The 21,415-nt window shown below is 52.8% G+C and carries 17 protein-coding genes; 11 read left to right on the top strand and 6 right to left on the bottom strand.

Features of this window, described 5'->3' with window-relative positions; all coding sequences use genetic code 11:
• Both HUO07_RS17205 and HUO07_RS17200 read left to right on the top strand, forming a co-directional pair.
• A partial coding sequence (locus HUO07_RS17205; RefSeq protein ID WP_176304578.1) for a type I secretion C-terminal target domain-containing protein occupies window positions 1-3,320 on the top strand: 3,320 nt, incomplete at its 5' end.
• Window positions 3,321-3,427: 107 nt separating this feature from the next.
• Window positions 3,428-3,751, top strand: coding sequence for a tryptophan synthase subunit beta like protein (locus tag HUO07_RS17200; protein WP_176304577.1), 324 nt, complete (start codon window positions 3,428-3,430; stop codon window positions 3,749-3,751).
• Window positions 3,752-3,814: 63 nt separating this feature from the next.
• Here HUO07_RS17200 and HUO07_RS17195 read toward each other — a convergent pair whose 3' ends face one another.
• The 3 genes from HUO07_RS17195 to HUO07_RS17185 form a co-directional block, all read right to left on the bottom strand.
• Entirely contained in the window at window positions 3,815-5,719 is a 1,905-nt protein-coding gene (locus HUO07_RS17195; protein WP_176304576.1) for a bifunctional diguanylate cyclase/phosphodiesterase, read from the bottom strand.
• 14 nt (window positions 5,720-5,733) lie between these two features.
• Window positions 5,734-6,438, bottom strand: coding sequence for a transglutaminase-like cysteine peptidase (locus HUO07_RS17190; RefSeq protein WP_176304575.1), 705 nt, complete (start codon window positions 6,436-6,438; stop codon window positions 5,734-5,736).
• 86 nt (window positions 6,439-6,524) lie between these two features.
• A complete protein-coding gene (locus HUO07_RS17185) occupies window positions 6,525-7,235 on the bottom strand; it encodes an arylesterase (protein WP_176304574.1) in 711 nt (236 codons plus the stop codon).
• A 91-nt stretch (window positions 7,236-7,326) separates the two neighbouring features.
• On the opposite strand from HUO07_RS17185, the gene HUO07_RS17180 reads away from it, so the two are divergent.
• The 4 genes from HUO07_RS17180 to HUO07_RS17165 all read left to right on the top strand — a co-directional run bounded on the left by HUO07_RS17180 (window position 7,327) and on the right by HUO07_RS17165 (window position 12,911).
• Entirely contained in the window at window positions 7,327-8,115 is a 789-nt protein-coding gene (locus tag HUO07_RS17180) for an ABC transporter ATP-binding protein (protein ID WP_246286763.1), read from the top strand.
• Window positions 8,112-10,715, top strand: a complete 2,604-nt coding sequence (locus HUO07_RS17175; protein WP_176304573.1) for an ABC transporter permease — start codon at window positions 8,112-8,114, stop codon at window positions 10,713-10,715. Before HUO07_RS17180 ends, HUO07_RS17175 begins: the two co-directional genes overlap by 4 nt.
• A 220-nt stretch (window positions 10,716-10,935) precedes the next feature.
• Complete coding sequence (locus HUO07_RS17170; RefSeq protein WP_176304572.1) at window positions 10,936-11,871, top strand: alpha/beta fold hydrolase; 936 nt, start codon at window positions 10,936-10,938, stop codon at window positions 11,869-11,871.
• Window positions 11,872-11,885: 14 nt separating this feature from the next.
• On the top strand, window positions 11,886-12,911 hold the full coding sequence (locus HUO07_RS17165; RefSeq protein ID WP_176304571.1) for a patatin-like phospholipase family protein: 1,026 nt from the start codon (window positions 11,886-11,888) through the stop codon (window positions 12,909-12,911).
• 3 nt (window positions 12,912-12,914) lie between these two features.
• Here the strand turns inward: HUO07_RS17165 and HUO07_RS17160 are convergent, their stop codons facing one another.
• Window positions 12,915-13,484 (bottom strand): Smr/MutS family protein, encoded by a 570-nt coding sequence (locus HUO07_RS17160; RefSeq protein ID WP_176304570.1) that lies wholly within the window; start codon window positions 13,482-13,484, stop codon window positions 12,915-12,917.
• A gap of 177 nt (window positions 13,485-13,661) precedes the next feature.
• On the opposite strand from HUO07_RS17160, the gene prmB reads away from it, so the two are divergent.
• The 5 genes from prmB to phaC all read left to right on the top strand — a co-directional run bounded on the left by prmB (window position 13,662) and on the right by phaC (window position 18,976).
• A complete protein-coding gene (gene prmB, locus HUO07_RS17155) occupies window positions 13,662-14,621 on the top strand; it encodes a 50S ribosomal protein L3 N(5)-glutamine methyltransferase (RefSeq protein WP_176304569.1) in 960 nt (319 codons plus the stop codon).
• 13 nt (window positions 14,622-14,634) lie between these two features.
• On the top strand, window positions 14,635-15,726 hold the full coding sequence (gene aroC, locus HUO07_RS17150) for a chorismate synthase (RefSeq protein WP_176304568.1): 1,092 nt from the start codon (window positions 14,635-14,637) through the stop codon (window positions 15,724-15,726).
• 90 nt (window positions 15,727-15,816) lie between these two features.
• The gene (locus tag HUO07_RS17145) at window positions 15,817-16,224 is read left to right on the top strand and encodes a hypothetical protein (protein WP_176304567.1); all 408 of its coding nucleotides are present in this window, start codon (window positions 15,817-15,819) and stop codon (window positions 16,222-16,224) included.
• A 226-nt stretch (window positions 16,225-16,450) separates the two neighbouring features.
• A complete protein-coding gene (locus tag HUO07_RS17140; RefSeq protein WP_176304566.1) occupies window positions 16,451-16,861 on the top strand; it encodes a phasin family protein in 411 nt (136 codons plus the stop codon).
• Window positions 16,862-17,044: 183 nt separating this feature from the next.
• Window positions 17,045-18,976 (top strand): class I poly(R)-hydroxyalkanoic acid synthase, encoded by a 1,932-nt coding sequence (gene phaC / locus HUO07_RS17135; protein ID WP_176304565.1) that lies wholly within the window; start codon window positions 17,045-17,047, stop codon window positions 18,974-18,976.
• Window positions 18,977-19,085: 109 nt separating this feature from the next.
• On the opposite strand, the gene ahpF is transcribed toward phaC, so the two are convergent.
• Both ahpF and ahpC read right to left on the bottom strand, forming a co-directional pair.
• Window positions 19,086-20,642 carry an alkyl hydroperoxide reductase subunit F gene (gene ahpF / locus HUO07_RS17130; protein WP_176304564.1) on the bottom strand — a complete coding sequence of 519 codons (1,557 nt, stop codon included), beginning with the start codon at window positions 20,640-20,642 and terminating at the stop codon, window positions 19,086-19,088.
• 209 nt (window positions 20,643-20,851) lie between these two features.
• Window positions 20,852-21,409, bottom strand: coding sequence for an alkyl hydroperoxide reductase subunit C (gene ahpC / locus HUO07_RS17125; RefSeq protein ID WP_431313221.1), 558 nt, complete (start codon window positions 21,407-21,409; stop codon window positions 20,852-20,854).
• Between the last annotated feature and the right edge of the window lie 6 nt (window positions 21,410-21,415).

Genomic DNA, 21,415 nt, shown 5'->3' with positions numbered 1-21,415 from the left:
GCAGCAATGGCGGTCTGTTCACGCTTAACGCCAACGGCAGCTACACCTTCGACCCCAATGGTGATTTTGACAATCTGGATGCCAACGACTCGGTGACCAGTTCGATCAGCTACCAGGCCACTGACGGTGAGGGCAGCTCCAACACCGCGACGCTGACGGTACAGATCAACGGCCTGAACGAGACGCCAACCATAACACCTGAAAAAACCGCTGTTTCCGAAGAAGGACTTGATCTTCAAGGGAAGAAGGGTTTTCCTGATGAACAAGCAGGGGATGGGTATACGGACACTACTAACGAAACGACGTCATCCGGCACGATTAATATTACAGACAATGGCACCGCTGCATTAACTGCTGAAATTAATCTAGCTTCGCTTAATTCAGTTTCCTTATCGTCTGGTGACAAAGAGATTTCTTGGGCTTACGGTGGTGAGGATGGAAGTAATAAAGCAGTGGCTATCGGTGCCATCGATTCTGGCCTGGAAGTCATCCGAATTGAACTGAACGACGGAAATAATCAAGTCAATGCGGAAGGCAATGAACCTCCCTCTTCTATTGGCTATAGCGTTAAGCTAAGTCAACCAGTCGATCACTCTGATCCAACATCGGAAGATACGCTAAATTTTGACGTTGGCATCATCCTCTCGGATGGCAGTAACGACGCTGAGGGTAGCTTCAATATCACTATTGAAGATGACGGTGTTGAGATTTCACAGTCTGCCCCTGAGGGTGGGTATAAGGTCAATACTGACGCTGATGACATAGTCAAGGTTATGAAGGGAGCGTTTGGCTTTTCCAATGGAGAAAATTTACAGGATCATAACTTTACTATTTCCGTAAAAGGCCTTAACGATGCCTCAGGCGAAAATGCCGCTACCGTCAATCAATCTAATAATGGACTTTCAGTTAAAAGTTCTGGGGTAAGTCCTCAATTAGAGCAATTAGATTATGAAATAGATTACCGAAGCGATAATAATTTCGAGGAGTTGATATTCAAGCTCGACGAGGGTTATCTAGCCTTTGGTCTTAAAGCAAAATTAACTGATTTGTTTACTAAAGATACTCAGTTTGATAGTGCTAATGAGCAGGCTGAAATGGTCTTTTATCGTGACGGTGATAAGGTAGGTAAAGAAGAGAGTGTTGTTGCCAGCAGTGATGCCGGCGATTTTTACACTCAGGATCTCATCTCGGTGCCTGGAGGGTTTGATGAGGTGCGTTTTGTAGCTGTCGATAATTTGGGTGGTACAGGCGATCAAAACAGTGACTTTGCCCTTGAATCGATAGAGTTTCTGGGTGATCCAGACGAGCAACAGCCAATTGGCAGCGCGACTGGAAAAGTCGATGCTAGTTCTGCCGATGGCATCGCTGGGTATGAGCTGCTGAAACCGGAAGACAGCGAATACAAGTTAACTCTCAAAGATGATCAACACACTTTGGTGGCGATTAATGACAGCGGTAAGGTTTTTGAAATCAAGTTGACTGGTAATACCGGCACGTGGGACTTCCTCCAATATCAGGAAATGGCGGAGGATGTTAACTTTGATGTCAAAGCTACCGATGGAGATGGCGATAGCAATACGATTACTGTTAACTTAAATACCTACTCGGGCGAACCAGATGATACGGAGGCGCCGCAGGCAGACGGTGGGATTGTAGAAGGTCTTGAAGATCAAGAGGGTGGGCTAGCAATTAACTGGAAAGACTTCAAAGTCTCAGAAAACACAAACAGTATCCGCATAACAGATGTTGGCAATAACGGTACATTACAGCTTAATGGTAACGACGTATCTGATGATCAGGAAATAACCGAATCTGATACTGAAGACGGTAATTTGGTATTTATACCCGCAGTTGATGCATCTGGCTTCGATGGCTATGAGGGCAATGAGGTCGGAAACAAGGAGGCGGATTACGCCCACATTACCTTTAAGCCAATGGAAGGCGATGTAGAGGGTAAAGAAGCGATCCTCGCTGTGAATATTATTCCGGTAGCGGATGCACCCACCGTTACCTTGGATGTTTCAGAGGGAAGTGAAATTACCCAGGTGAATGGTGGTAGCCAATCTTCTGATGGCTATGGTTTCGATGTGAAAGATGGAGAAATTTTCGCTATCGGACATAATGTCCAAGTTTGGTACACAAACGCTAGTAAGGGTTACAAAGACACTGACGATTTTAAAACTGTCAAAGATCTAACTGATGGAGATATTCAATCTATTTTAAAAAATAGCTCAGATTATGTTGGCTTAAGTAATTTTACGAAATACTCCAAGGGGAATACTGATGGAAGTGCTAAAACAGATGTTTTCTTATTGAATGAAAATAGTGGGTACTCTGATATCAAGAATGATAACAACGGAGAAGAACACATTTTTAAGAGTATGAATGCAGTAAAGGGCAATGCCGGAGAAGGTAATTCAGCAGACTTTATTTTCCTCGTTCAGAATCCTGGCGTAGAATACAAGGTTGGTGGGATCGTGCCGCATGAGTGGCATAATTATGCTAATCATAATGATAATTGGAATATTGAAACTGATAAAAATGTAAACGTTATCAGTGGATCTAACCAGCTAGCTGGTGTGGTAACTTCTAAAGGCGATTATCTGGGCTATCCTGGCTTAGTGGATAATGACACTAAAGTAGCCTACGATATCACCCTCTCTGCCGAACTGGTTGATACTGATGGCAGTGAGGTGCTCTCGGATATCACGCTTACAGGAGTTCCTAAAGATGCGACTCTCACGGTTAATGAGAATAGCAATGTGACTATTACCGAAAAGAGTGACTACTGGCTGATCAGTAACAATGGTGAAGACTCATTAGCAGATGTCAATCTAACGCTAACGGTGTCAGCGGGTGACGGTGACTTCAGTTTGGTTGCTAAAGCGACTGCCACAGAAGTGGGTGAGAATGGAGTCCCATTAGATAATATTTCATCCGCTGACACACTTATCGGCGGAGAAGGCAACGACCAGCTCTATGGCGGCGCAGGCGCTGATACCTTCAAGTGGGAGTTTGCTGATCAGGGCACGGAGGAGAATCCTGCCACTGATACCGTCAGGGACGTCAATGCAGATGAAGGCGATAAGCTGGATATTTCAGAACTGTTGCCTGATATGGATGATGATATTGAGCAGTTCATCCAAGTTGGTACTGATGGCGAAGGTGAAACGGTACTCAATATCAGTACTAAAGGTGACTTGGGTAAAAATGGTGAGAATGCAGATCAACATATCGTGTTGAATGGCGCAGATATGGGCAGTCAAAGTTCATCTGATTTCCTCCAGTCATTACTACAGGATACTCCCAAAACAGAGTAATAATGCCTAGCAAACCCACAAGGCCGCCCATCGGGCGGCCTTGTTGCATCAGTGTATTAATTACCTTCCGCAATACTTGAGCGAGTTTACTTACAGAGGAAAGTCACATGCTCTACACCAAACGCACTCCGTCCGGCGAGATCGTTATGCTCAGCAAAGAGCCAACGTCTGAATGCAGCGAAACGATCGCACCCGATTCACCTGAGGTAGTGGCTTTTCTAGCCGACCAGCCGGAGTCGTCGGCGCATTTTCTAGCATCTGACTTGGCGTTTGTGCGGGTTGTTGAAGATATTCTGGAAGTGCTGCTGGAGAAGGGAATCATCACCTTCACTGATCTGCCGGAAGCGGCACAGGCCAAAGTAATGGAGCGTAAGTCGTTGCGGGTTAAAAACAACGTCGATTTATTGGGCGGTGACAGCGACACTATTTAGTTAACTCAACGAAACAGCGCCGCCGCCAAGAAGTTACCTCGAGCCTCAATTCCTACGTGAGGCTTATGCGTAGTGTATGCCTGGACCGGTTGCGCCATCGACACCGACACGGAACAAACAAACAAGCTCGTCATCATCAGCAACACCTTCCCCAATGACCTGAATGCCGAGTGAGTGGCATAGCGTGGCCATGCCACGCACGATGGTTTGCTGCTCATGTGAAGCATGCAGTTGGTGGATAAGACTGCTATCCATTTTTAAGTAAGCAAGCCCCACATCGTGCAGGTCAGCGAGCTTAGTAAATTCTGCCCCCACGTGCTCTATACCAAACGTGCATCCAAGCGGGCGTAAGGCAGCACATAGCCCTCGCAAGCTGCCTATTGCATGGGTGCTAAGGGTGGCGGGCACTTCGAAACAGAGCTGTTTAGCCAGCAGTGGTTGAGAAACAAGCAAGTTCCGCAAGTTGTTCACAAACTGGGTGTTGGTGATCGATGCTGCAGAGAGATTGATCCCCACTGGCTTAAGGTCGGTTTGAAGGGTGAGCAGCGCCTTTTTGACTACCGCTAGATCAAGCGCAGGCTCCATATCAAAGCGGGTGACCCAGGGAATGAATACGCCAGCGGTGTGCCATTTCCCCGCTAACTGTAATCGGGCAGGGCATTCGTAGTGAAGGATATCGCCGTGGGCGTCGACTACCGGGAAATAAGCCAACTCTGGGCCCGCTTGAATGGCGGTTTCCAGCGCTGCGCGCCATTCCGCGTGGCTGCTGTAAAGCGAGACACGTTCACGCTGACGCACCACTACCTGTTCAAAGGACGTTAGGCTTTCGGCTTGTGCCAACGCATCATCCAGCGTGGCTAGCAGTATGGCGCGTTCATCATGCGGTGCATAAGGCACAATCGCAGTCGGTAAATATACCTCCACATCGGGCACTGTGGCGGTTACCTCAACTAAGGCTGCCATCACCTGAATTCTAAGTTCTTCTACATCATCCACCAGCGGTAGCATAAAGATAAAGTCACTACCGTTCAGGCGACCTACTACGGGTTCTGACGAGACATTGTCCAGTTGCCCCAGCTGGGTAACCAGCGTCACTAATAGTTGGTCGGTGCCGGCGTAGCCGAGCTGCTCGTTAAGTGTCTCTAGTTCTTGAACGCGCACCATCACCAGCATGCCGGTAGCGCGAGCACCATCGCTGCTTAACTGAGACGAAAGCTTACCCATAAATACATCGCGGTTGAGCGCACCGGTGACTCGGTCGTGCTGTAAGTGGCGGCGCAATTCATCTAGTTTATGGCTTTCGTGACTCAGCATCTGATGAACATTGGCAGACAGTATGTTCATCGCCTGGGTAACTTGACGCAGTTCCAGCGTGCGTGGCTCTTCAATGGTGGTAAAACGCCGTGCGCTTATATCTTGTGCCTGTGCAACGACACGCGAAAGGGGGTGTTTAATGCCACGAACCACCATAGTAGCAATTGCCAGGCTAATGGCTCCGGCTAGCAAAAACCAGGCGGCCAGTTCGAGCGTGCTCCGCCAAAGCGAGGCATAAGCAAAGCTGTGCTGGCTATCAAGTTCCAGCGTACCGAACTGCCGCCAGCCGTCTTGAATGGTGGCGGTGCCGCTAGGCACATCAAACTCAACCAACTGACGAAACCAGACTGGTACGTCGCCGGTATAGGTGTCGGAAACGCGCTCGATCAGTACACTTCCATCGGTATCACGCAGGGTAATTTGACGGTAGTAGCCGGTATCAAATTGAGCCGCTATCAACAGCTCTAACGTCACCAGCTCTTTATCGAGCTGACTCATGGAAAGCGCCAGTGCGTTTGCATTATCGGCATTCTTAATACGCACTTCCTGCTCAATATAATCGCGACTGGTGGTAATGCTGATGGTAAGACTGCCCACGAACGACAGCAGAAGCAGGGCGATAATGGCGAGCCAAAGTTGTTTTATAAGTGACATCGTGCCAATTCCTCTTAAATGAAACCCTGGGTTTGCATACGTTCGATGACGCTGCGCCAGCGTGAGAGCCGAGCGAGCGGGTCGGCGCGAGATTCAGATGAGCCGCCAGCCCAAAGCCCTTCACTGTTAAAACTAAACAGTGGATCGAGATCTGTACGCTGAGAGGCAGGGGTAATAGAAGGGACAATATTATCCAGTACCAATGGTTCTGCATCCGGTGTCGAGTAGTAGCCCAGCACCATGTGGGCTTGGGTAATTTGACTGCGTCCAATGCGCGCGCGGACATAAATCATACGTAGATACTGACTGGTAACACTCAATTGTTTGAGGGTAATGTATTTAGCAATGGAGTAGTCCTCACAATCGCCCTGGCCTTTACCCATGGCTTCCAAGGGCGTGGCCCAGAAGTCTTCCTCCCCCCAAATACGAATATCATCGACCCATCGGATGCGGCGATTGAAGAAGTCATTAACCCCGCGCAGCTTGGCTTGAACATTTTGGTTCTGTAGCTGTTGAAGTAGAGCAAGCCACTCTTCTAATACGGCTAGGCCAGCCTGACCATACTGTTGCTGCATGCTTTGACGAAGGCGCTGAGGGTCGAATGCTGATGCAGGTGTTGGATGAATGCCCAGCCCTAGGCCCAAGCAAAGCGCGCCGACCGTTGTTAAGAACTGTCGACGCGAAAAAGTAGCAGGGCTGTGATCAGAAGATGCAGGCATGAGCCGCCATTCGTAACTGTCAAATAGGCCTTAAGATTACAAGCTGGCGTGGTGAAGTGCTACATCTCTCAGTCAAAAGGGTGGGCTTACTGAACCGCTGCCTGATGCGTTGTCTCTAACTGCCCCTCAACCAGGGGCTCAATCAGCGGTTCAAGCTCGGGCCACACATTGTCGAGGATAATCGGCTGCGCATCGGCGGTAGGGTGAATGCCGTCACTTTGCATAAGCGCGTCGTTTAGGGCGATATCCTCCAGCAAGAAAGGCACTAGAGAAATGTCGTACTTTTCAGCCAGCGAGTGGAAAACCCCGGTAAAGGCGTCCCGGTACGCTTGGCCATAGTTGGGCGGTATATCGATCCCTAGTAGCAGTACTTGTGCACCTGCCTCTTGGCTCTGCTCAATCATGCTGGCTAAGTTCGCCTGCATTTGATTGGGTGCCAGACCGCGCAAACCGTCATTGCCGCCTAATTCCAGTAGAACAATATCCGGCTGCTGTTGTCCGAGAATATCAGAGAATCGTTGTAGACCTCCGGATGTGGTTTCACCGCTAATGCTGGCGTTAATGACGTTCACCTCGCCTTCTAAACGCTCTGCCAGCAGGCTCACCCAACCCTCTTCACGCTCAATACCGTAGGCGGCGCTTAAACTATCGCCCATCACTAATAGGCTGGGTGACTGTTCGGTATTGGTAGGCGCTGCGTTGATAGGCACCGAGGCAAAGGTGACTATCAGCAACACCAGCCATCCGGTTACCATGCGGTTCAGTCCATGCCATGCCACAGGGATGCCACGCTTCATGTCTTACTCCTTAAATCAAAGCCCTTCAAATCCAAGTTCTTCAAATCAAAGCCCCTCAGATAAAACTGCCAGTACTGCTACGGGTATATCAATGTCGAGCGAGTCACCTCGCAGTGAACGCCAGCCTGATAACGACAACCAAGCGTTAAGCGATATTCCACAAGGTGCCGTTAGGCATCCCGTTCTGCATGCCGACAAGCTGTCTAAAAAAGTGACGAGCGGTGAACGCTCACTAACTATCTTACACGACCTATCGCTAAGCGTGGCGGCAGGTGAAAGTGTGGCGATTCTAGGCAAGAGCGGCGCGGGAAAATCAACCCTACTAGGGCTACTGGCTGGCCTTGATACTCCAAGCGACGGTGAGCTAACCCTCTTCGGCCATGCGCTGAGCCGCTTGGATGAAGATGGGCGAGCTGCGCTACGCGCTGGGCGAGTGGGCTTTGTTTTCCAGAACTTCCAACTGCTGCCCACCTTGAGCGCGCTTGAGAACGTCATGTTACCCCTCGAACTCTCACCGCGTGCAGGGGAGACACAAACCGCTGCTCAGTGGTTGGAGCGTGTTGGGCTTGGCGAGCGAGTGAATCACTTACCCAAACAACTTTCCGGTGGTGAGCAGCAGCGCGTTGCCGTAGCCCGTGCTTTCGTTACCGACCCCGAGCTGGTGTTTGCCGATGAACCTACCGGTAATTTGGACCCCGACACCGGCGCGCAAATCATTGATCTGCTCTTCACCCTAAACCGGGAAGCAGGCACCACGCTGATTTTAGTGACTCACGACCATGCTCTGGCGCGCCGCTGTGATCGCTGCCTACGATTAGATCATGGAAAATTAGAAGCGTTTGTACCCACCGCGGCTCCGATTGACGAGGGCACGCAATGAGTGATGTGAATTGGCGCCTGGCCATGCGCAGCCTCAGGCGAGACCTGCGAGCTGCGGATGTACGTGCGCTGTTTATCGCCCTGGTATTGGCGGTCGCAGCTTCCACCATGATTGCGTTTTTCCTTGATCGCCTAGAGCGCGGCTTAGAGCGCCAGGCGGGCCAGATGCTGGGTGGCGATCTAGTGCTAGAGCAGCGTGACCCGTTTTCAGAGGAGCTGCGAGAACGCCTTGAAAATGCAGGTTTCGTACTGAGTGACCAAGTCGATCTGGTATCAATGATTAGCCGCGATGGACGTTTTCAACCGGCTAGCATAAAAGCCGTGGATGAGGTCTACCCTCATTACGGCGCCTCTTCCGTCGATTTTGGCAATGGCACCGAACAAATAGCGTCTGGTCCAGCCCCTGGTGAAGCATGGGCTGACCCACGCTTGATAGAGCTGGTTGAGATAGAACTGGGGGACCGGGTCCAAGTGGGCCAGACTGAACTTGAGATAACAGGGATCATTGAACGCGAAGCGGACCAGTCCGGCGGTTTCAGTAATTTTAATCCACGTTTGATGATCAATACCGCCGATGTCGAAGCCACCGGCCTTGTTCAAGAAGGCTCGCGGATTGAGTTTGAAATCCTGGCTGCAGGCCCGCCGGAAGCGCTTGAACAAGTGCAAGGCCTGCTTGCTGAGCTACGCCGCGATGGAGTAGAGGTACGGGATGTCCGCGTTGATCGCCCCCAACTTGGCAATGCCTTGCAGCGTGCAGAGAGCTATCTGGGGCTGGCCGGTTTAGCAGCGGTACTGTTGGCGGGCGTGGCAGTGGCGATGTCGACTCGCCGTTATGTGGAGCGCCACCTGGATACCGCCGCACTGTTGCGCTGCTTTGGCGCCAGCCAGCGGCAACTAGTGACGATTTTTTCGCTTCAGCTAATGGGTTTGGCGCTGGTAGCCGCAGTGATTGGGGCGCTGCTTGGGCTGATTGGCCAAGCGGTTCTTATCTGGCTGTTGGTGAGTTTCTTACCCATGACGCTACCGCCGCCTGGTCTTATGCCGTTGGGATTAGGCGTATTTACGGCTCTTGCCGTGCTGGTGGGGTTTGCTGGGCCAACCCTGCTGCGTATCAAACGCGTGAGCGCATTAAAAGTGCTGCGTCGCGAATTAGATCCGCTGCCGCCTTCGGCCTGGCTGGTGGTGGGCGTGGCAAGCCTAGTGTTTGGCGGGCTGCTGTGGCTCTACTCGGGTAGCCTGCCGCTGGCGATTGCGCTGTTGATTGGTGGGGCGGCTCTGCTCGGTGTGCTGTGGATGATTAGTGCGCTGCTGCTAAGCGGTTTGTTGCGCGTCGTACAGCGATTTTCAGGGAGTAGTGAGTGGTCTCAGGCGCTCCGCTTAGGTGGCCGCCAGCTTGCACGGCGTCGCCAAGCGGGCCTAGGCCAATTACTGGCCTTTTCGGTGACTTTCTTTGCCATGGCGATGATTGTACTGGTGCGGGGAGATCTGCTTAGCACTTGGCAGGATCAATTGCCTGACAATACCCCTAACTACTTTGCCATTAATATTCAGCCTTCTGAACGTGATCCTTTCGATGCGGCAGTTTCGCCGCGTGTAGAAACCCAAAGCACCCTCTACCCAATGGTGCGTGGGCGAGTGATTTCGATTAATGGTCAGCCGCCTGGAGACGCCGTGCCGCCTGACGCCCGTGGTGATAACTCGCTGCGCCGGGAGCTCAATCTGACGTGGCAATCTGAAGTGCCCGAAGGCAATGCTGTGGTGGCCGGTGAGTGGTTCTCGCCAGCCCAGTTGGGAGGCGACGCTAACAGTGAGGAGGGTAATGAAGAGGGCAGTGAAGGCCAAGGCTGGATGAGCGCCGTTGAGGCAACGCGGCAGGCAGCACCCGTGCCCATTTCAGTAGAAGATGGGCTGGCCGAAAGGCTCGGTTTGGGCATTGGTGATGAGATGACCTTTTCAGTGGGTAGCGATGAGATTACTACCCAAATCACCAGCCTACGCAGCCTAAACTGGGACAGCTTTCAGCCTAACTTCTTCGTTATTTTCCCACCGGGAGTGCTGGAGCAGTTCGGTCATAGCTACATTACGGCCTTCCATTTGCCGGAAACGGAGCAGGGGCTGATCCGTGAGCTGATCACCGACTTTCCCGGTGTCTCGTTGCTTAACGTGGACGCCATTTTAGGTCAGGTGCGAGATGTACTCGGCCAGGTTACGCGGGCGGTGGAGTTAGTGCTTGCATTGGTCCTGTTGGCAGGGGTAAGCGTACTGTATGCCGCACTGACCGCAAGCTTGCCGGTGCGTGCCCATGAAAGCGGCCTATTACGCGTATTTGGTGCAGGCAGTAAAATGATTTCAAGGGTGCAGGGCGCTGAATACGCGTTGTTGGGCTTTGCCAGTGGGTTGATGGGCGCGGTGCTGGCCGAACTAACCACGGCTGCGCTGTACATCTTTTTGTTGGATCTAACCCCGCGCCTTCATGTGGGACTATGGGTATTCCTTCCCATTGGCGGTGCTGTGCTGATTGGCGTGATAGGTCATGCACTCTCACGGGGATTACGTCGCCAAGCACCAGCGGCCAGCCTGGGGCTACTCGGTGAGGCTTGAACCTATTTTGCGAGCCAGAAACCGACCACCAGGGCGCTAATGACAGCAACAAAAAAGACCAGATTACGAGCGCGGGTATCGCGGTGTGGTTTCATAATGGCACCAAATGAGTGTGGAGGTAAAAGTGGCGGAAGCATTACGCCGGGCATGGTAACGTTTGTCGCTTACGTCGTCATCTTGCTTGCCTTATGACGTTGCCGTTTGTTCAGGATCGTTGATTATGCCCCACACCGAATCTACGGCTGCACGCAGCGTTGCGCCGCAGCCGCTTTCTTTTTCCCAGGGTCGCTTGGCCGCCCTTAGTTGGGGGCGCGCTGATGCCCCGGTTTGGCTGGCTCTGCACGGCTGGCTGGATAATGCGGCCAGCTTTTCACGCTTAGCTCCCCTGCTGGTGGAAAAGCTCGGTATTCGCATAGTAGCGCTGGATTTTCGTGGTCATGGCCAGTCGGCGCACTTACCACAAGGCAGTGACTATGCGCTATGGGGCTACTGCCACGATGTGTTGGATGCCATGGAAGACCTCGGCCTTAACCAAGTTAGCGTGTTGGCCCACTCCATGGGCGCCGCAGTGGCCTGCCTGCTTGCTGCTGCGATGCCGGAGCGCGTTGAGCGGCTAACGTTGATTGACGGGCTGGGGGCGCTCAATACGCCCATTGAAGAGACCGCCAGCCAACTGCGCAAAGGACTGATAGCCCACCGTCGGCCACTTTCCCGCGCGCCGCGCTACCCGGATATCGAGAGTGCCATCGCTGCACGTGTTGCCGGAGGTGTCACGCCGGTGGATACCATTACGGCCACACCGCTAGTGGAGCGCAACACCCAGCCCACCGCCGATGGCCATGTGCAAATGCGCACCGACAGTCGCTTGCTGAAGCCTTCGTTGGTGCGCTTCACGCCCGAACAGGTGTTGTCATTGCTGGCGGAAATTAGCGCTCCAGTGCTATTGGTTGAAGGGGAGCAAGGGATTCTGTGTGAACGTGCCTGGGCGGTTCAGGCGCGGCAAGCAGTCAAGGAATTGACCCGCCACGTGCTTAATGGTGGCCATCATTTGCATCTGGAGCCCCGCGCCGTAGCGCAAGTCTCTGCAGTAATCAGCGCTCATTGGGTTATGAGCGACAGGGTTACGAGCGACAGGGTTAAGAGCGATAAGGCCTAGCGATGGATGGCAGTATGAACGAATTGGTGCATGTCAGTAGTGGGAACAAGGTCGCTCTGGTGTTGGGCAGCGGCGGTGCGCGCGGCTATGCGCATATTGGGGTAATTGAAGCACTTGAGGCGCGGGGCTTTGACATCATCGCCGTATCAGGATGCTCGATGGGCGCGCTGATCGGTGGTATTTACGCGGCAGGCAAGCTGCCTGAATACCGCGATTGGGTGTGCAACCTTGACTATCTGGATGTACTTAAACTGGTCGACGTGACCTGGAGCCCCATGGGTGCGATGCGTGCCAGCAAGATCATGAGCAAGCTGGAAGCGCTGGTGGGCGATATATTAATTGAAAACCTCGCGATTCCAGTGACAACGGTGGCAACGGATCTGGTTCGCCAGCGGGAAGTGTGGTTTCAAAATGGCCCCTTATTACAAGCGATTCGCGCTTCAATTGCCGTGCCGGGAGTAATAACGCCCGTGCATTTGGGTGATCAGGTGTTGGTGGATGGCGGGTTGCTTAATCCGCTGCCGATCATGCCTGTGGTAGCGGCTCATCAAGCGGATTTTGTGGTAGCCGTCAACGTGACCGCGCATAGCCCACTGCCGGTCACATTAGAGGAATTGCTGCCTAAGGAAGAGGAAACCGTCGATAGCCGTAGTAAAAAAGAGATTGATCGCGATCAAAATATGAGTAACTGGATGGGGGATGTGCGCGCCGCTACGCGAAAACTGTGGGCGGGGCTGGGCGCTAATGGGGAGGGGGTAGCCGGAGAGGGCGATGAGCTACAGGAAACCACTGAGGCGCGAGGTAGGCGCGAGTGGAGCAAGCTCGATATGATTTTAGAGTCGTTTGATATTACTCAGGCGGCCCTGGCCAAGTATAAAGTGGCCGGGTATCCGCCAGATGTGCTTATCGAAATACCTAAAACGGTCTGCAGCACCTATGAATTCCACCGGGGTAGAGACTTGATTCGATTGGGTAGACATTTGGCTGACGAAGCGCTTGAGCGGCGCATGCCGAGTATCGCTTCCGACGCTACCGAGTAATGGCTACTGGCCCCGCTTGCGCAGCAATATATACACCGCACCGGTGCCACCATCGATATCGATAGCGGAGCAAAAAGCCAGTACACCGGGCCACTCACGCAACCAGGCATTGGTATGGCTTTTAAGCACAGGGAAGTCGGACGTGGTGCCCCATGCTTTGCCATGCACTACCAGTACGCAGCGCAAGCCTTGGCTGGCGGCGTCGCGCAAAAAACTCTCCAACTCCGCACGCGCCTCTTCTAGCGTATAGCCGTGCATATCAAGTCCCGCTTGCCACGCCGTTTGCCCACGTTTTAGTTGGCTAAAAGTACGCCATGGTAAATCCGGCACACAAAACTCTAAATACTCAGAAGGGCGCACGGCCTCCACCCGGCCATCAGAGGTGCGCCCGCTGGACTGAGGCGTATTGCTTTCAACAGCCGCATGGCGTCTAGCCTCATGGGCCTTGCCGTCAATTTTAGGTTTGCCTGGATCGGCCTGGTTAGTAGCGATACGGCGCACGCCCGCGGCCTTTAACGCATCGCGGAAGGCACTAATATCATCATCATTGGGCAGGTGGCGGTGTCGCGTCATATCAAGCTCGGGTGGTCGAGAATGGTGGCCGAAAAGAGTAGAGCAGTTAAAGAAGCACAGTATAGCGGGCTCAGCGTTGCTGTGAACCGGGCGGCGTGAAAGGTACAATCTTTTTATTCGTTGCATGAATAAGGCTTTATCGGCTTTATTCATCATTATCGTCAACCAGGAGCCGCTGTGACCACGCATCTAAACGTTGAGCATTCTCACTCAACCCTATCTCTGTCGGAGTCGTTGCTGGTGAGCCAGCTCTTTACCCTACGCGACTATCTGCGCTGGGTCTCCAGCGAGTTTTATCTGGCGGGCCTGCACTACGGCCATGGTACCGATTCTGCCTGGGATGAGGCGGTGGCACTCTGCTTAGGCGCGCTGCACTTGCCGTGGAACATCGATCCCGGTGTGCTAGAGGCGCGGCTACTGCCCGTTGAACGTCAGCGCATTATTGCCCTAGCGCGGGAACGTGTTACCACCCGCCGTCCGCTTCCCTATTTATTGGGCGAGAGCTTTTTTGCCGGCCATCCGTTTAACGTCGATGAACGCGTGCTCATCCCTCGCTCGCCCATTGCCGAGCTGATTGAAGACGGCTTTGCCGCCTGGTTTCCTGAAGAGCCGCCTGCCAGTGTGCTGGATTTATGCACCGGTTCCGGCTGTATCGGCATTGCGACGGCTCTCTATTTGCCGACCTGTGAAGTGGCGCTTGCCGATATCAGTCAGGATGCCTTAGCTGTCGCACGGCAAAATATTACCCGCCACGATGTGGGCGACCGGGTACGTGCCGTCGAATCGGATGTATTCAGCGGCTTAGAAGGCCGACGCTTTGATTTGATCGTTTCTAACCCGCCCTATGTCGATGCCCGCGACCTTGCCACCATGCCCGCTGAATTCCGCCATGAGCCATCGTTAGCGCTGGGCGCTGGCAGCGATGGCTTGGATATAGTGCGGCGCATTTTGCGCGAGGCGCGGGAACACTTAACGGAAGAGGGCTGGCTGATCGTAGAAGTCGGCAACTCCGATCGCCATGTGGAAGCGGCGTTTCCCGACGTCCCCTTCCTGTGGCTTGAATTCGAGCGTGGCGGCCAGGGCGTATTCGCCCTGAGCGCCGCTGAACTCGACGCCCATGCGGCGTCTTTCGTGTGAGGAACTAACCGCCATGTCTGGCAATACGTTTGGCAAACTATTTACCGTCACCACCTTCGGTGAGAGCCACGGCCCTGCGCTCGGCGCGATCGTTGATGGCTGCCCGCCCGGGCTGCCGTTGTGTGAAGCTGATTTGCAACATGATCTGGATCGCCGCAGGCCGGGCAGCTCGCGGCATACCACCCAGCGTAAAGAGCCTGATCAGGTGCGCATTCTTTCCGGGGTGTTTGAAGGCAAAACCACCGGCACCTCAATCGGGCTGCTAATTGAGAACACCGATCAGCGCTCTAACGATTATTCAAAAATCAAAGAGCAGTTCCGACCTGCCCATGCGGATTACACCTACCACCATAAGTATGGCCACCGGGACTATCGTGGTGGAGGGCGCTCCAGCGCCCGTGAAACCGCTATGCGGGTGGCTGCAGGGGCGATTGCCAAGAAGTATTTGGCTGCCCAAGGGGTGCAGATTCGTGGCTATATGAGTCAGCTGGGCCCCATCAAGATTGAGTTCAAACAGTGGGAGTCGGTGGGCCAAAATGCGTTTTTCTGCCCCGACCCGGAGCGCGTCGCTGAACTGGAAGCCTATATGGATCAGCTGCGCCGCGACCAGGATTCGGTAGGTGCTGAGATCACCGTGATTGCTGACGGCGTGCCGGTAGGGCTGGGTGAACCCGTCTTTGACCGCCTGGATGCTGATCTGGCGCATGCTTTGATGAGTATCAATGCGGTAAAAGGGATTGAGATTGGCGCAGGGTTTGACTGTATCGCCCAGCGTGGCAGCGAGCATCGTGATGAGATGACGCCAGAGGGCTTTCTTTCCAACCACGCAGGCGGCGTGCTCGGTGGTATCTCTAGCGGGCAGCCGATTGTAGCGCGCTTAGCGCTGAAGCCCACTTCCAGCATTACTACGCCGGGCCGCTCTATCGATATTCATGGTCAGGCAGTCGAGGTGGTGACTAAAGGACGCCACGACCCCTGCGTAGGGATTCGCGCAACGCCCATTGCTGAGGCGATGATGGCGATTACGCTGTTGGATCACTGGCTGCGTCAGCGTGGCCAGAATGGCGATGTCAGCGTTGATACACCGCGTTTAACTCAGCGATAACGCATCACGGTGAGGTTTGCAGTTCGCTGCTACACTCAAACAAAACAAATGCATGAGCAGTCGTCATGAAAAACAGTGCAGGAGCCGCCTATGAAGATTAATGTTGAGTTTGATCTTACCCCCGATGAATTTCGCCAATCATTGGGGCTGCCTGATGTCGAAGCTTTCCAGAAAAATCTGCTAGAGAATATTCAGCGGCAGATGGAGTCTGGGGTGGAAGGCTATGACCCTATGAGCCTAATGCGCCCTTTCCTGCAGCAACCGATGATGCAGCAAGGGCTTTCTCAAGGGCTAGCTAACTTCGGCACCTACCAGCAAATGATGCTCGATATGTTGCGGCAAGCGGGCAGCGCCAGCGCTTCTTCGGCTCACAGCAATGATGATGAGAAGAGGGGGGGGACTAACTCTAAAAGCAATGCGGAAAGCGCTACTTCCAGCAAAGCAAAGTCAACGGCATCGTCACGTTCCCGTTCTGAAACAAGAAGCAGCGACACATAGATTGAAGCAAGCAGTTAACGCGCATTAGCTTAACAGGTGGTTTTCCACCTGTTGAGGTAGGGCAGAGTAATATGGCAAAGCGGTTCAGGCTTGCACGGTGATACTGAAATCACACCACTGTTGCAATGCAGCATGCCAAAGATTACTCTTTTTGCAGTGCAGCAGAGCTACATTACGGTGAGTCACTCCAAGGCTCATGCCAAGGAACGATACAGGAGCAGACACTATGCAAGACAATATGATGGACGCCTTTAACGCCCAAACTAAGCAGATGTTTGAGCCCATGCGAAAAATTAATTCGCTGATGCTCAACAATATGGAAAAAATGACCCAGTATCAGCTGGAAGCCATGAAGCGCTACAGCCAGATGGGTACTGAGCGCATTCGTAGCGCCACTGAAATTCAAGACGCAGAAAGCCTGCGTGATTTCGGCACCAAGCAAGCCGAGATGATGAACGAACTTTCCCAGCAGATGCAGGAAGATGCGCGGGTGATGAGCGAAATGAGCCTGCAGTTTAAGTCTGAAATGGAAAAGATGTTCAGTGAAGCCGGGCAGCAAATGTCCGACCAAGCCAAGGCTACTGCGAAAGGGGAGCAGCCTGCGAAAGCCTCCAGTCACTCATCGCGCAAAAGCTGAGTGACGACATCATCGCGGCGCCTTAGGGCGCCGCGATGCATTTAAAACGTTGCAACGATAAAACCTTGTCATATCGAAGCCTTATCGTATAAAAACTTTATCGTATTAAAAACTCAGCTATATAACAGCTTGGTCTTGGTCAAAGTGGTCGGTGCGCCTGGAGAGGGCGTAGGGAGAGTTAGTATGCAGTCAGCGTGGCACAATCCGTTCCAGGCATTATCATCAGGGCTTTCTCAAGGGCTAACCCAAGGTCTTTCTCAAGGGCTAGCCGATGAAATAGCCAAGGGCTTACCTGAAGGGTTATCTCAAGCAGAGCTTGAAGAGTGGAATAATCAGCTCAAAGAGATCGGTGAGCAGTACCAAGGATTGATGCAGGATCTGCTTTCCCGTATCGCACCAAGTGAAGCCGCCGACTCCATTTATAGCGATATGCGCGAAAGCTTTGAAGCGGGTGCACAGTCGCTGATGCAGAATCCTACCCTGCTGTGGGAAACCCAGGCCCGGTTGGTGCAGGATCAGTGGATGTTGTGGCAGCAAGCCATGCGAGGGATGGCTGGCGAGCAGGTCACCCCGTTGATCACGCCGGCCAAAAATGACCGCCGTTTTAAAGACGAGGCGTGGACACAAGACCCGCACTATATGGCTATCATGCAGCAGTACCTACTGTTTTCGCAGATGGTGGAAGAGCTGGTTGAAAGCCTAAGCGGCTTAGACGAAACTAAAAAGCGTAACCTAATGTTTTACGCGCGCCAGTTGGTCAACGCGATGGCGCCGACAAATTTTATGAGCACCAACCCTGAAGTCATGCGCCTCACGCTTGAAACCCGTGGCCAGAACTTGGTGGATGGATTAGCCCTCCTGCGCGAAGACTTGGGGAATTCTGCCGAGGGTATCAATGTCCGCATGACGGATCGTGGCGCTTTTGGCGTGGGTGAAAATATCGCCGTAACGCCCGGTGCTGTGGTCTACGAAAACGAATTGATCCAGTTGATCCAGTACACCCCCACCACAGAAAAAACCTTTAAAACGCCGTTGCTAATGGTGCCGCCGTGGATCAATAAGTACTACATCCTTGACCTGCGCGAAGATAACTCAATGGTTAAGTGGCTGGTGGATCAAGGCCATACAGTCTTTCTAATCTCCTGGCGTAACCCTGGGCCTGAACAGCGCGATATCACCTGGGCCGACTATATGCAGATGGGACCCATCAGCGCGATGGAAGCCATCGAACAGGCCTGTGGTGAGAAGTCGGTCAATCTACTCAGCTATTGCGTGGGAGGCACACTAGCCGCCTCTACAGTGGCCTACCTCACCAGCACGCGCCGTGGGCGCAAAGTAAAGTCGGTTACTTATATGGCGACGCTGCAGGATTTTCGTGATCCTGGCGATATCGGCGTATTTCTAAATGAGCGAGTGGTAGAAGGTATTGAGCAGACGCTGCAGTTGAAAGGCTATCTTGATGGTCGTTCAATGGCTTATACCTTCAACTTGCTGCGTGAAAATGATCTGTTTTGGTCGTTTTACATCAATAATTATTTAAAGGGCGAAACGCCTGCCGCCTTTGACCTGCTTTACTGGAACACGGATGGCACCAATCTTCCTGCCGGGACGCACGCTTGGTACCTGCGCTATATGTACCTGGAGAACCGCTTGGTTGAGCCTGGCGGTATTGAATTGGATGGTGTGAAAATAGACCTGCGTAAAGTCTCCACGCCCAGCTATTTCGTATCCACCAAAGAGGACCACATCGCCAAGTGGAACAGTACCTATTATGGGGCGTTGTTACCTAAAGGGCCGGTCACCTTCGTATTGGGCGGATCGGGCCATATCGCGGGTATTGTCAATCCGCCCCATAAAAACAAGTACGGCTACTGGACGAACGATGCGCTGCCGGAAACGCATGAAGAATGGCTAGCAAACGCAACGCCTCATGAAGGCTCCTGGTGGCCCCACTGGCAGTCTTGGATGACTGATAATGGCTATGCCGATAGCGAAAAGATGGTGCCTGCGCGCCAACCTGGCGATGGTGAACTCAAAGTGATTGAGCCTGCGCCAGGGCGCTATGTAAAGATGACGATTCCAGAGGTGCTAGGGGAAATTCCAACTAAATCTTAATGGATACCTAAAAGATTGTACGTGGGTATCGTAACGGGTCGCGAGTTAAAGGTACTTCCCAACAGAAAAGCCCGCGGACATTTTGTCAGCGGGCTTTTCTTCGTCACGGTCAGTTACGAATCAAGTAGTCGAAAGCGCCGAGCGATGCTTTCGCACCTTCACCCATGGCGATAATGATCTGCTTGTAGGGGACGGTGGTCACATCGCCTGCGGCAAACACGCCGGGTACGGATGTCATGCCATGGGCATCGACAATGATTTCACCACGCGGCGTCATTTCGATCGGTGAGCCTTTTAACCACTCGGTGTTAGGTACCAAACCAATCTGAACAAAAATACCTTCTAACGCGATGGATTTACTCTCATCCGTCGTACGGTCTTTATAGTTCAAGCCATTGACACGGCTGCCGTCACCGGTGACTTCGGTCGATTGTGCGTTGAGAATGATATCAACGTTAGGCAGGCTCTTGAGCTTCTTCTGCAGCACCGCATCAGCACGCATCTCGCCCATAAACTCTACCAGTGTGACGTGGCCGACAATGCCTGCCAAGTCAATCGCCGCTTCTACGCCAGAGTTACCGCCACCAATGACTGCTACCCGCTTGCCTTTGAACAACGGACCGTCACAGTGAGGACAGTAGGCAACCCCTTTGTTGCGATACTGCTGCTCGCCGGGTACGTTCATCTCACGCCAGCGGGCGCCGGTCGCCAGTACTAGCGTCTTGCTCTTCAGCTTAGCGCCGGACTCAAACGTTACTTCGTGTAGGCCGCCTTCTGTCTCGGCGGCTTTAAAGGAAGTAGCCAGCTGCAGGTTCATGACGTCAACTTCGTAATCTTTGACATGCTCTTCAAGCGCGCTGACCATTTTCGAGCCTTCGGTGTGTGACACCGAAATGAAGTTTTCAATGCCCATGGTGTCCGCCACCTGACCACCGAAGCGCTCAGCGGCAACACCGGTATTGATGCCTTTGCGCGCCGAGTAGATAGCCGCCGCAGCGCCTGCCGGGCCACCACCAATGACGAGTGTATCGAAAGCGGCTTTTTCGCTCAGCTTTTTGGCATCGCGTTCGGCGGCACCGGTATCAACCTTGGCCAAAATCTGTTCAAGCGTCATACGGCCCTGGTCGAACGGCTTGCCGTTCAAATAGACGCTCGGCACCGACATGATTTCCCTAGACTCGACTTCATCCTGAAACAGCGCGCCGTCAATAGCGACGTGGCGCACGTTTGGGTTGAAGATGGCCATCAAATTGAGTGCCTGAACCACGTCCGGGCAGTTCTGGCACGACAACGAGTAATAGGTTTCGAAAAGCATCTCGCCATCTAATGCTCGAACCTGATCAAGCAATTCGTCAGACGTCTTAGGCGGATGACCACCAATGTGCAGCAGAGCAAGCACTAACGAGGTGAACTCGTGGCCCATAGGAATGCCTGCAAACACCACGCCAGTCTCTTCACCGGGGCGGTTGATCGCAAACGATGGCGTACGTGCATCCTGACCATCGCTGTGCAGGGTAATCTTGTCGCTCAGGCTGCTGATATCTTCCAACAGACCGAGTAACTCTTGTGACTTGGCACCGTCATCGAGGGACGCAACGATCTCGAACGGCTGAGTCACTTTTTCCAGATACGCTTTTAACTGGGATTTTAAATTGGCGTCCAGCATGACAGTAGCTTCCTCGCAGATAACAGACGTATTGAACACACGTGTGTGACGGTGCTAATCATTAACATTTTAAAAACTGTTTTAAAAAACAGTTTTAACAACAGGTTTAATAACAGCTTTAAAACAGAACGCCCGGGCGAAACCCGGGCGTTGAACATGCACGCACTTGCGCAGCAAAAAAGAGCAAGGGCGTGAAAACCGCGAGCGGTTTAGATTTTGCCTACTAGATCCAGCGAAGGAGCGAGAGTCTCTTCACCTTCTTTCCACTTGGCTGGGCACACTTCGTTCGGGTTGGCACGAACGTATTGAGCGGCTTTCACTTTGCGCAGCAGTTCTTCGGCATTACGACCGATGTTGCCTGCGTTAATTTCGACGATCTGGATTTTGCCGTCGGGGTCGACAACAAAGGTGCCGCGCTCGGCAAGACCAGCTTCTTCGATCAAGACTTCAAAGTTACGTGAAATGCGCAGCGTCGGATCCGCAATCATCGGGTACTGAAGTTTGCCGATGGTGTCAGAGCTGTCGTGCCATGCCTTGTGAGTAAAGTGGGTATCGGTTGAAACGCTGTAGATTTCAACGCCCAGTTTTTTGAATTCAGCATAGTTGTCGGCTAAGTCGCCAAGCTCAGTCGGGCAAACAAAGGTGAAGTCAGCGGGATAGAAGAAAAAGATGGACCACTGACCCTGCATGTCGGCTTCAGTAACATCAACAAATTCGCCATTCAAATAGGCAGTTGCTTTAAACGGCTTAACTTCAGTGTTGATCAATGACAT

Origin of the sequence: Vreelandella maris (genome assembly GCF_013371085.1) — a bacterium.
Lineage (GTDB): Bacteria > Pseudomonadota > Gammaproteobacteria > Pseudomonadales > Halomonadaceae > Vreelandella > Vreelandella maris.
The sequence above is the reverse complement of the archived record's forward strand: the minus strand, read 5'-3'. Positions and strand labels throughout refer to the sequence as shown.

Coding starts and splice junctions, on each gene's coding strand:
- HUO07_RS17200 (WP_176304577.1), top strand. CDS start 3,428: ATGCTCTACACCAAACGCACTCCGTCCGGCGAGATCGTTATGCTCAGC.
- HUO07_RS17195 (WP_176304576.1), bottom strand. CDS start 5,719: ATGTCACTTATAAAACAACTTTGGCTCGCCATTATCGCCCTGCTTCTG.
- HUO07_RS17190 (WP_176304575.1), bottom strand. CDS start 6,438: ATGCCTGCATCTTCTGATCACAGCCCTGCTACTTTTTCGCGTCGACAG.
- HUO07_RS17185 (WP_176304574.1), bottom strand. CDS start 7,235: ATGAAGCGTGGCATCCCTGTGGCATGGCATGGACTGAACCGCATGGTA.
- HUO07_RS17180 (WP_246286763.1), top strand. CDS start 7,327: ATGTCGAGCGAGTCACCTCGCAGTGAACGCCAGCCTGATAACGACAAC.
- HUO07_RS17175 (WP_176304573.1), top strand. CDS start 8,112: ATGAGTGATGTGAATTGGCGCCTGGCCATGCGCAGCCTCAGGCGAGAC.
- HUO07_RS17170 (WP_176304572.1), top strand. CDS start 10,936: ATGCCCCACACCGAATCTACGGCTGCACGCAGCGTTGCGCCGCAGCCG.
- HUO07_RS17165 (WP_176304571.1), top strand. CDS start 11,886: ATGAACGAATTGGTGCATGTCAGTAGTGGGAACAAGGTCGCTCTGGTG.
- HUO07_RS17160 (WP_176304570.1), bottom strand. CDS start 13,484: ATGACGCGACACCGCCACCTGCCCAATGATGATGATATTAGTGCCTTC.
- aroC (WP_176304568.1), top strand. CDS start 14,635: ATGTCTGGCAATACGTTTGGCAAACTATTTACCGTCACCACCTTCGGT.
- HUO07_RS17145 (WP_176304567.1), top strand. CDS start 15,817: ATGAAGATTAATGTTGAGTTTGATCTTACCCCCGATGAATTTCGCCAA.
- HUO07_RS17140 (WP_176304566.1), top strand. CDS start 16,451: ATGCAAGACAATATGATGGACGCCTTTAACGCCCAAACTAAGCAGATG.
- phaC (WP_176304565.1), top strand. CDS start 17,045: ATGCAGTCAGCGTGGCACAATCCGTTCCAGGCATTATCATCAGGGCTT.
- ahpF (WP_176304564.1), bottom strand. CDS start 20,642: ATGCTGGACGCCAATTTAAAATCCCAGTTAAAAGCGTATCTGGAAAAA.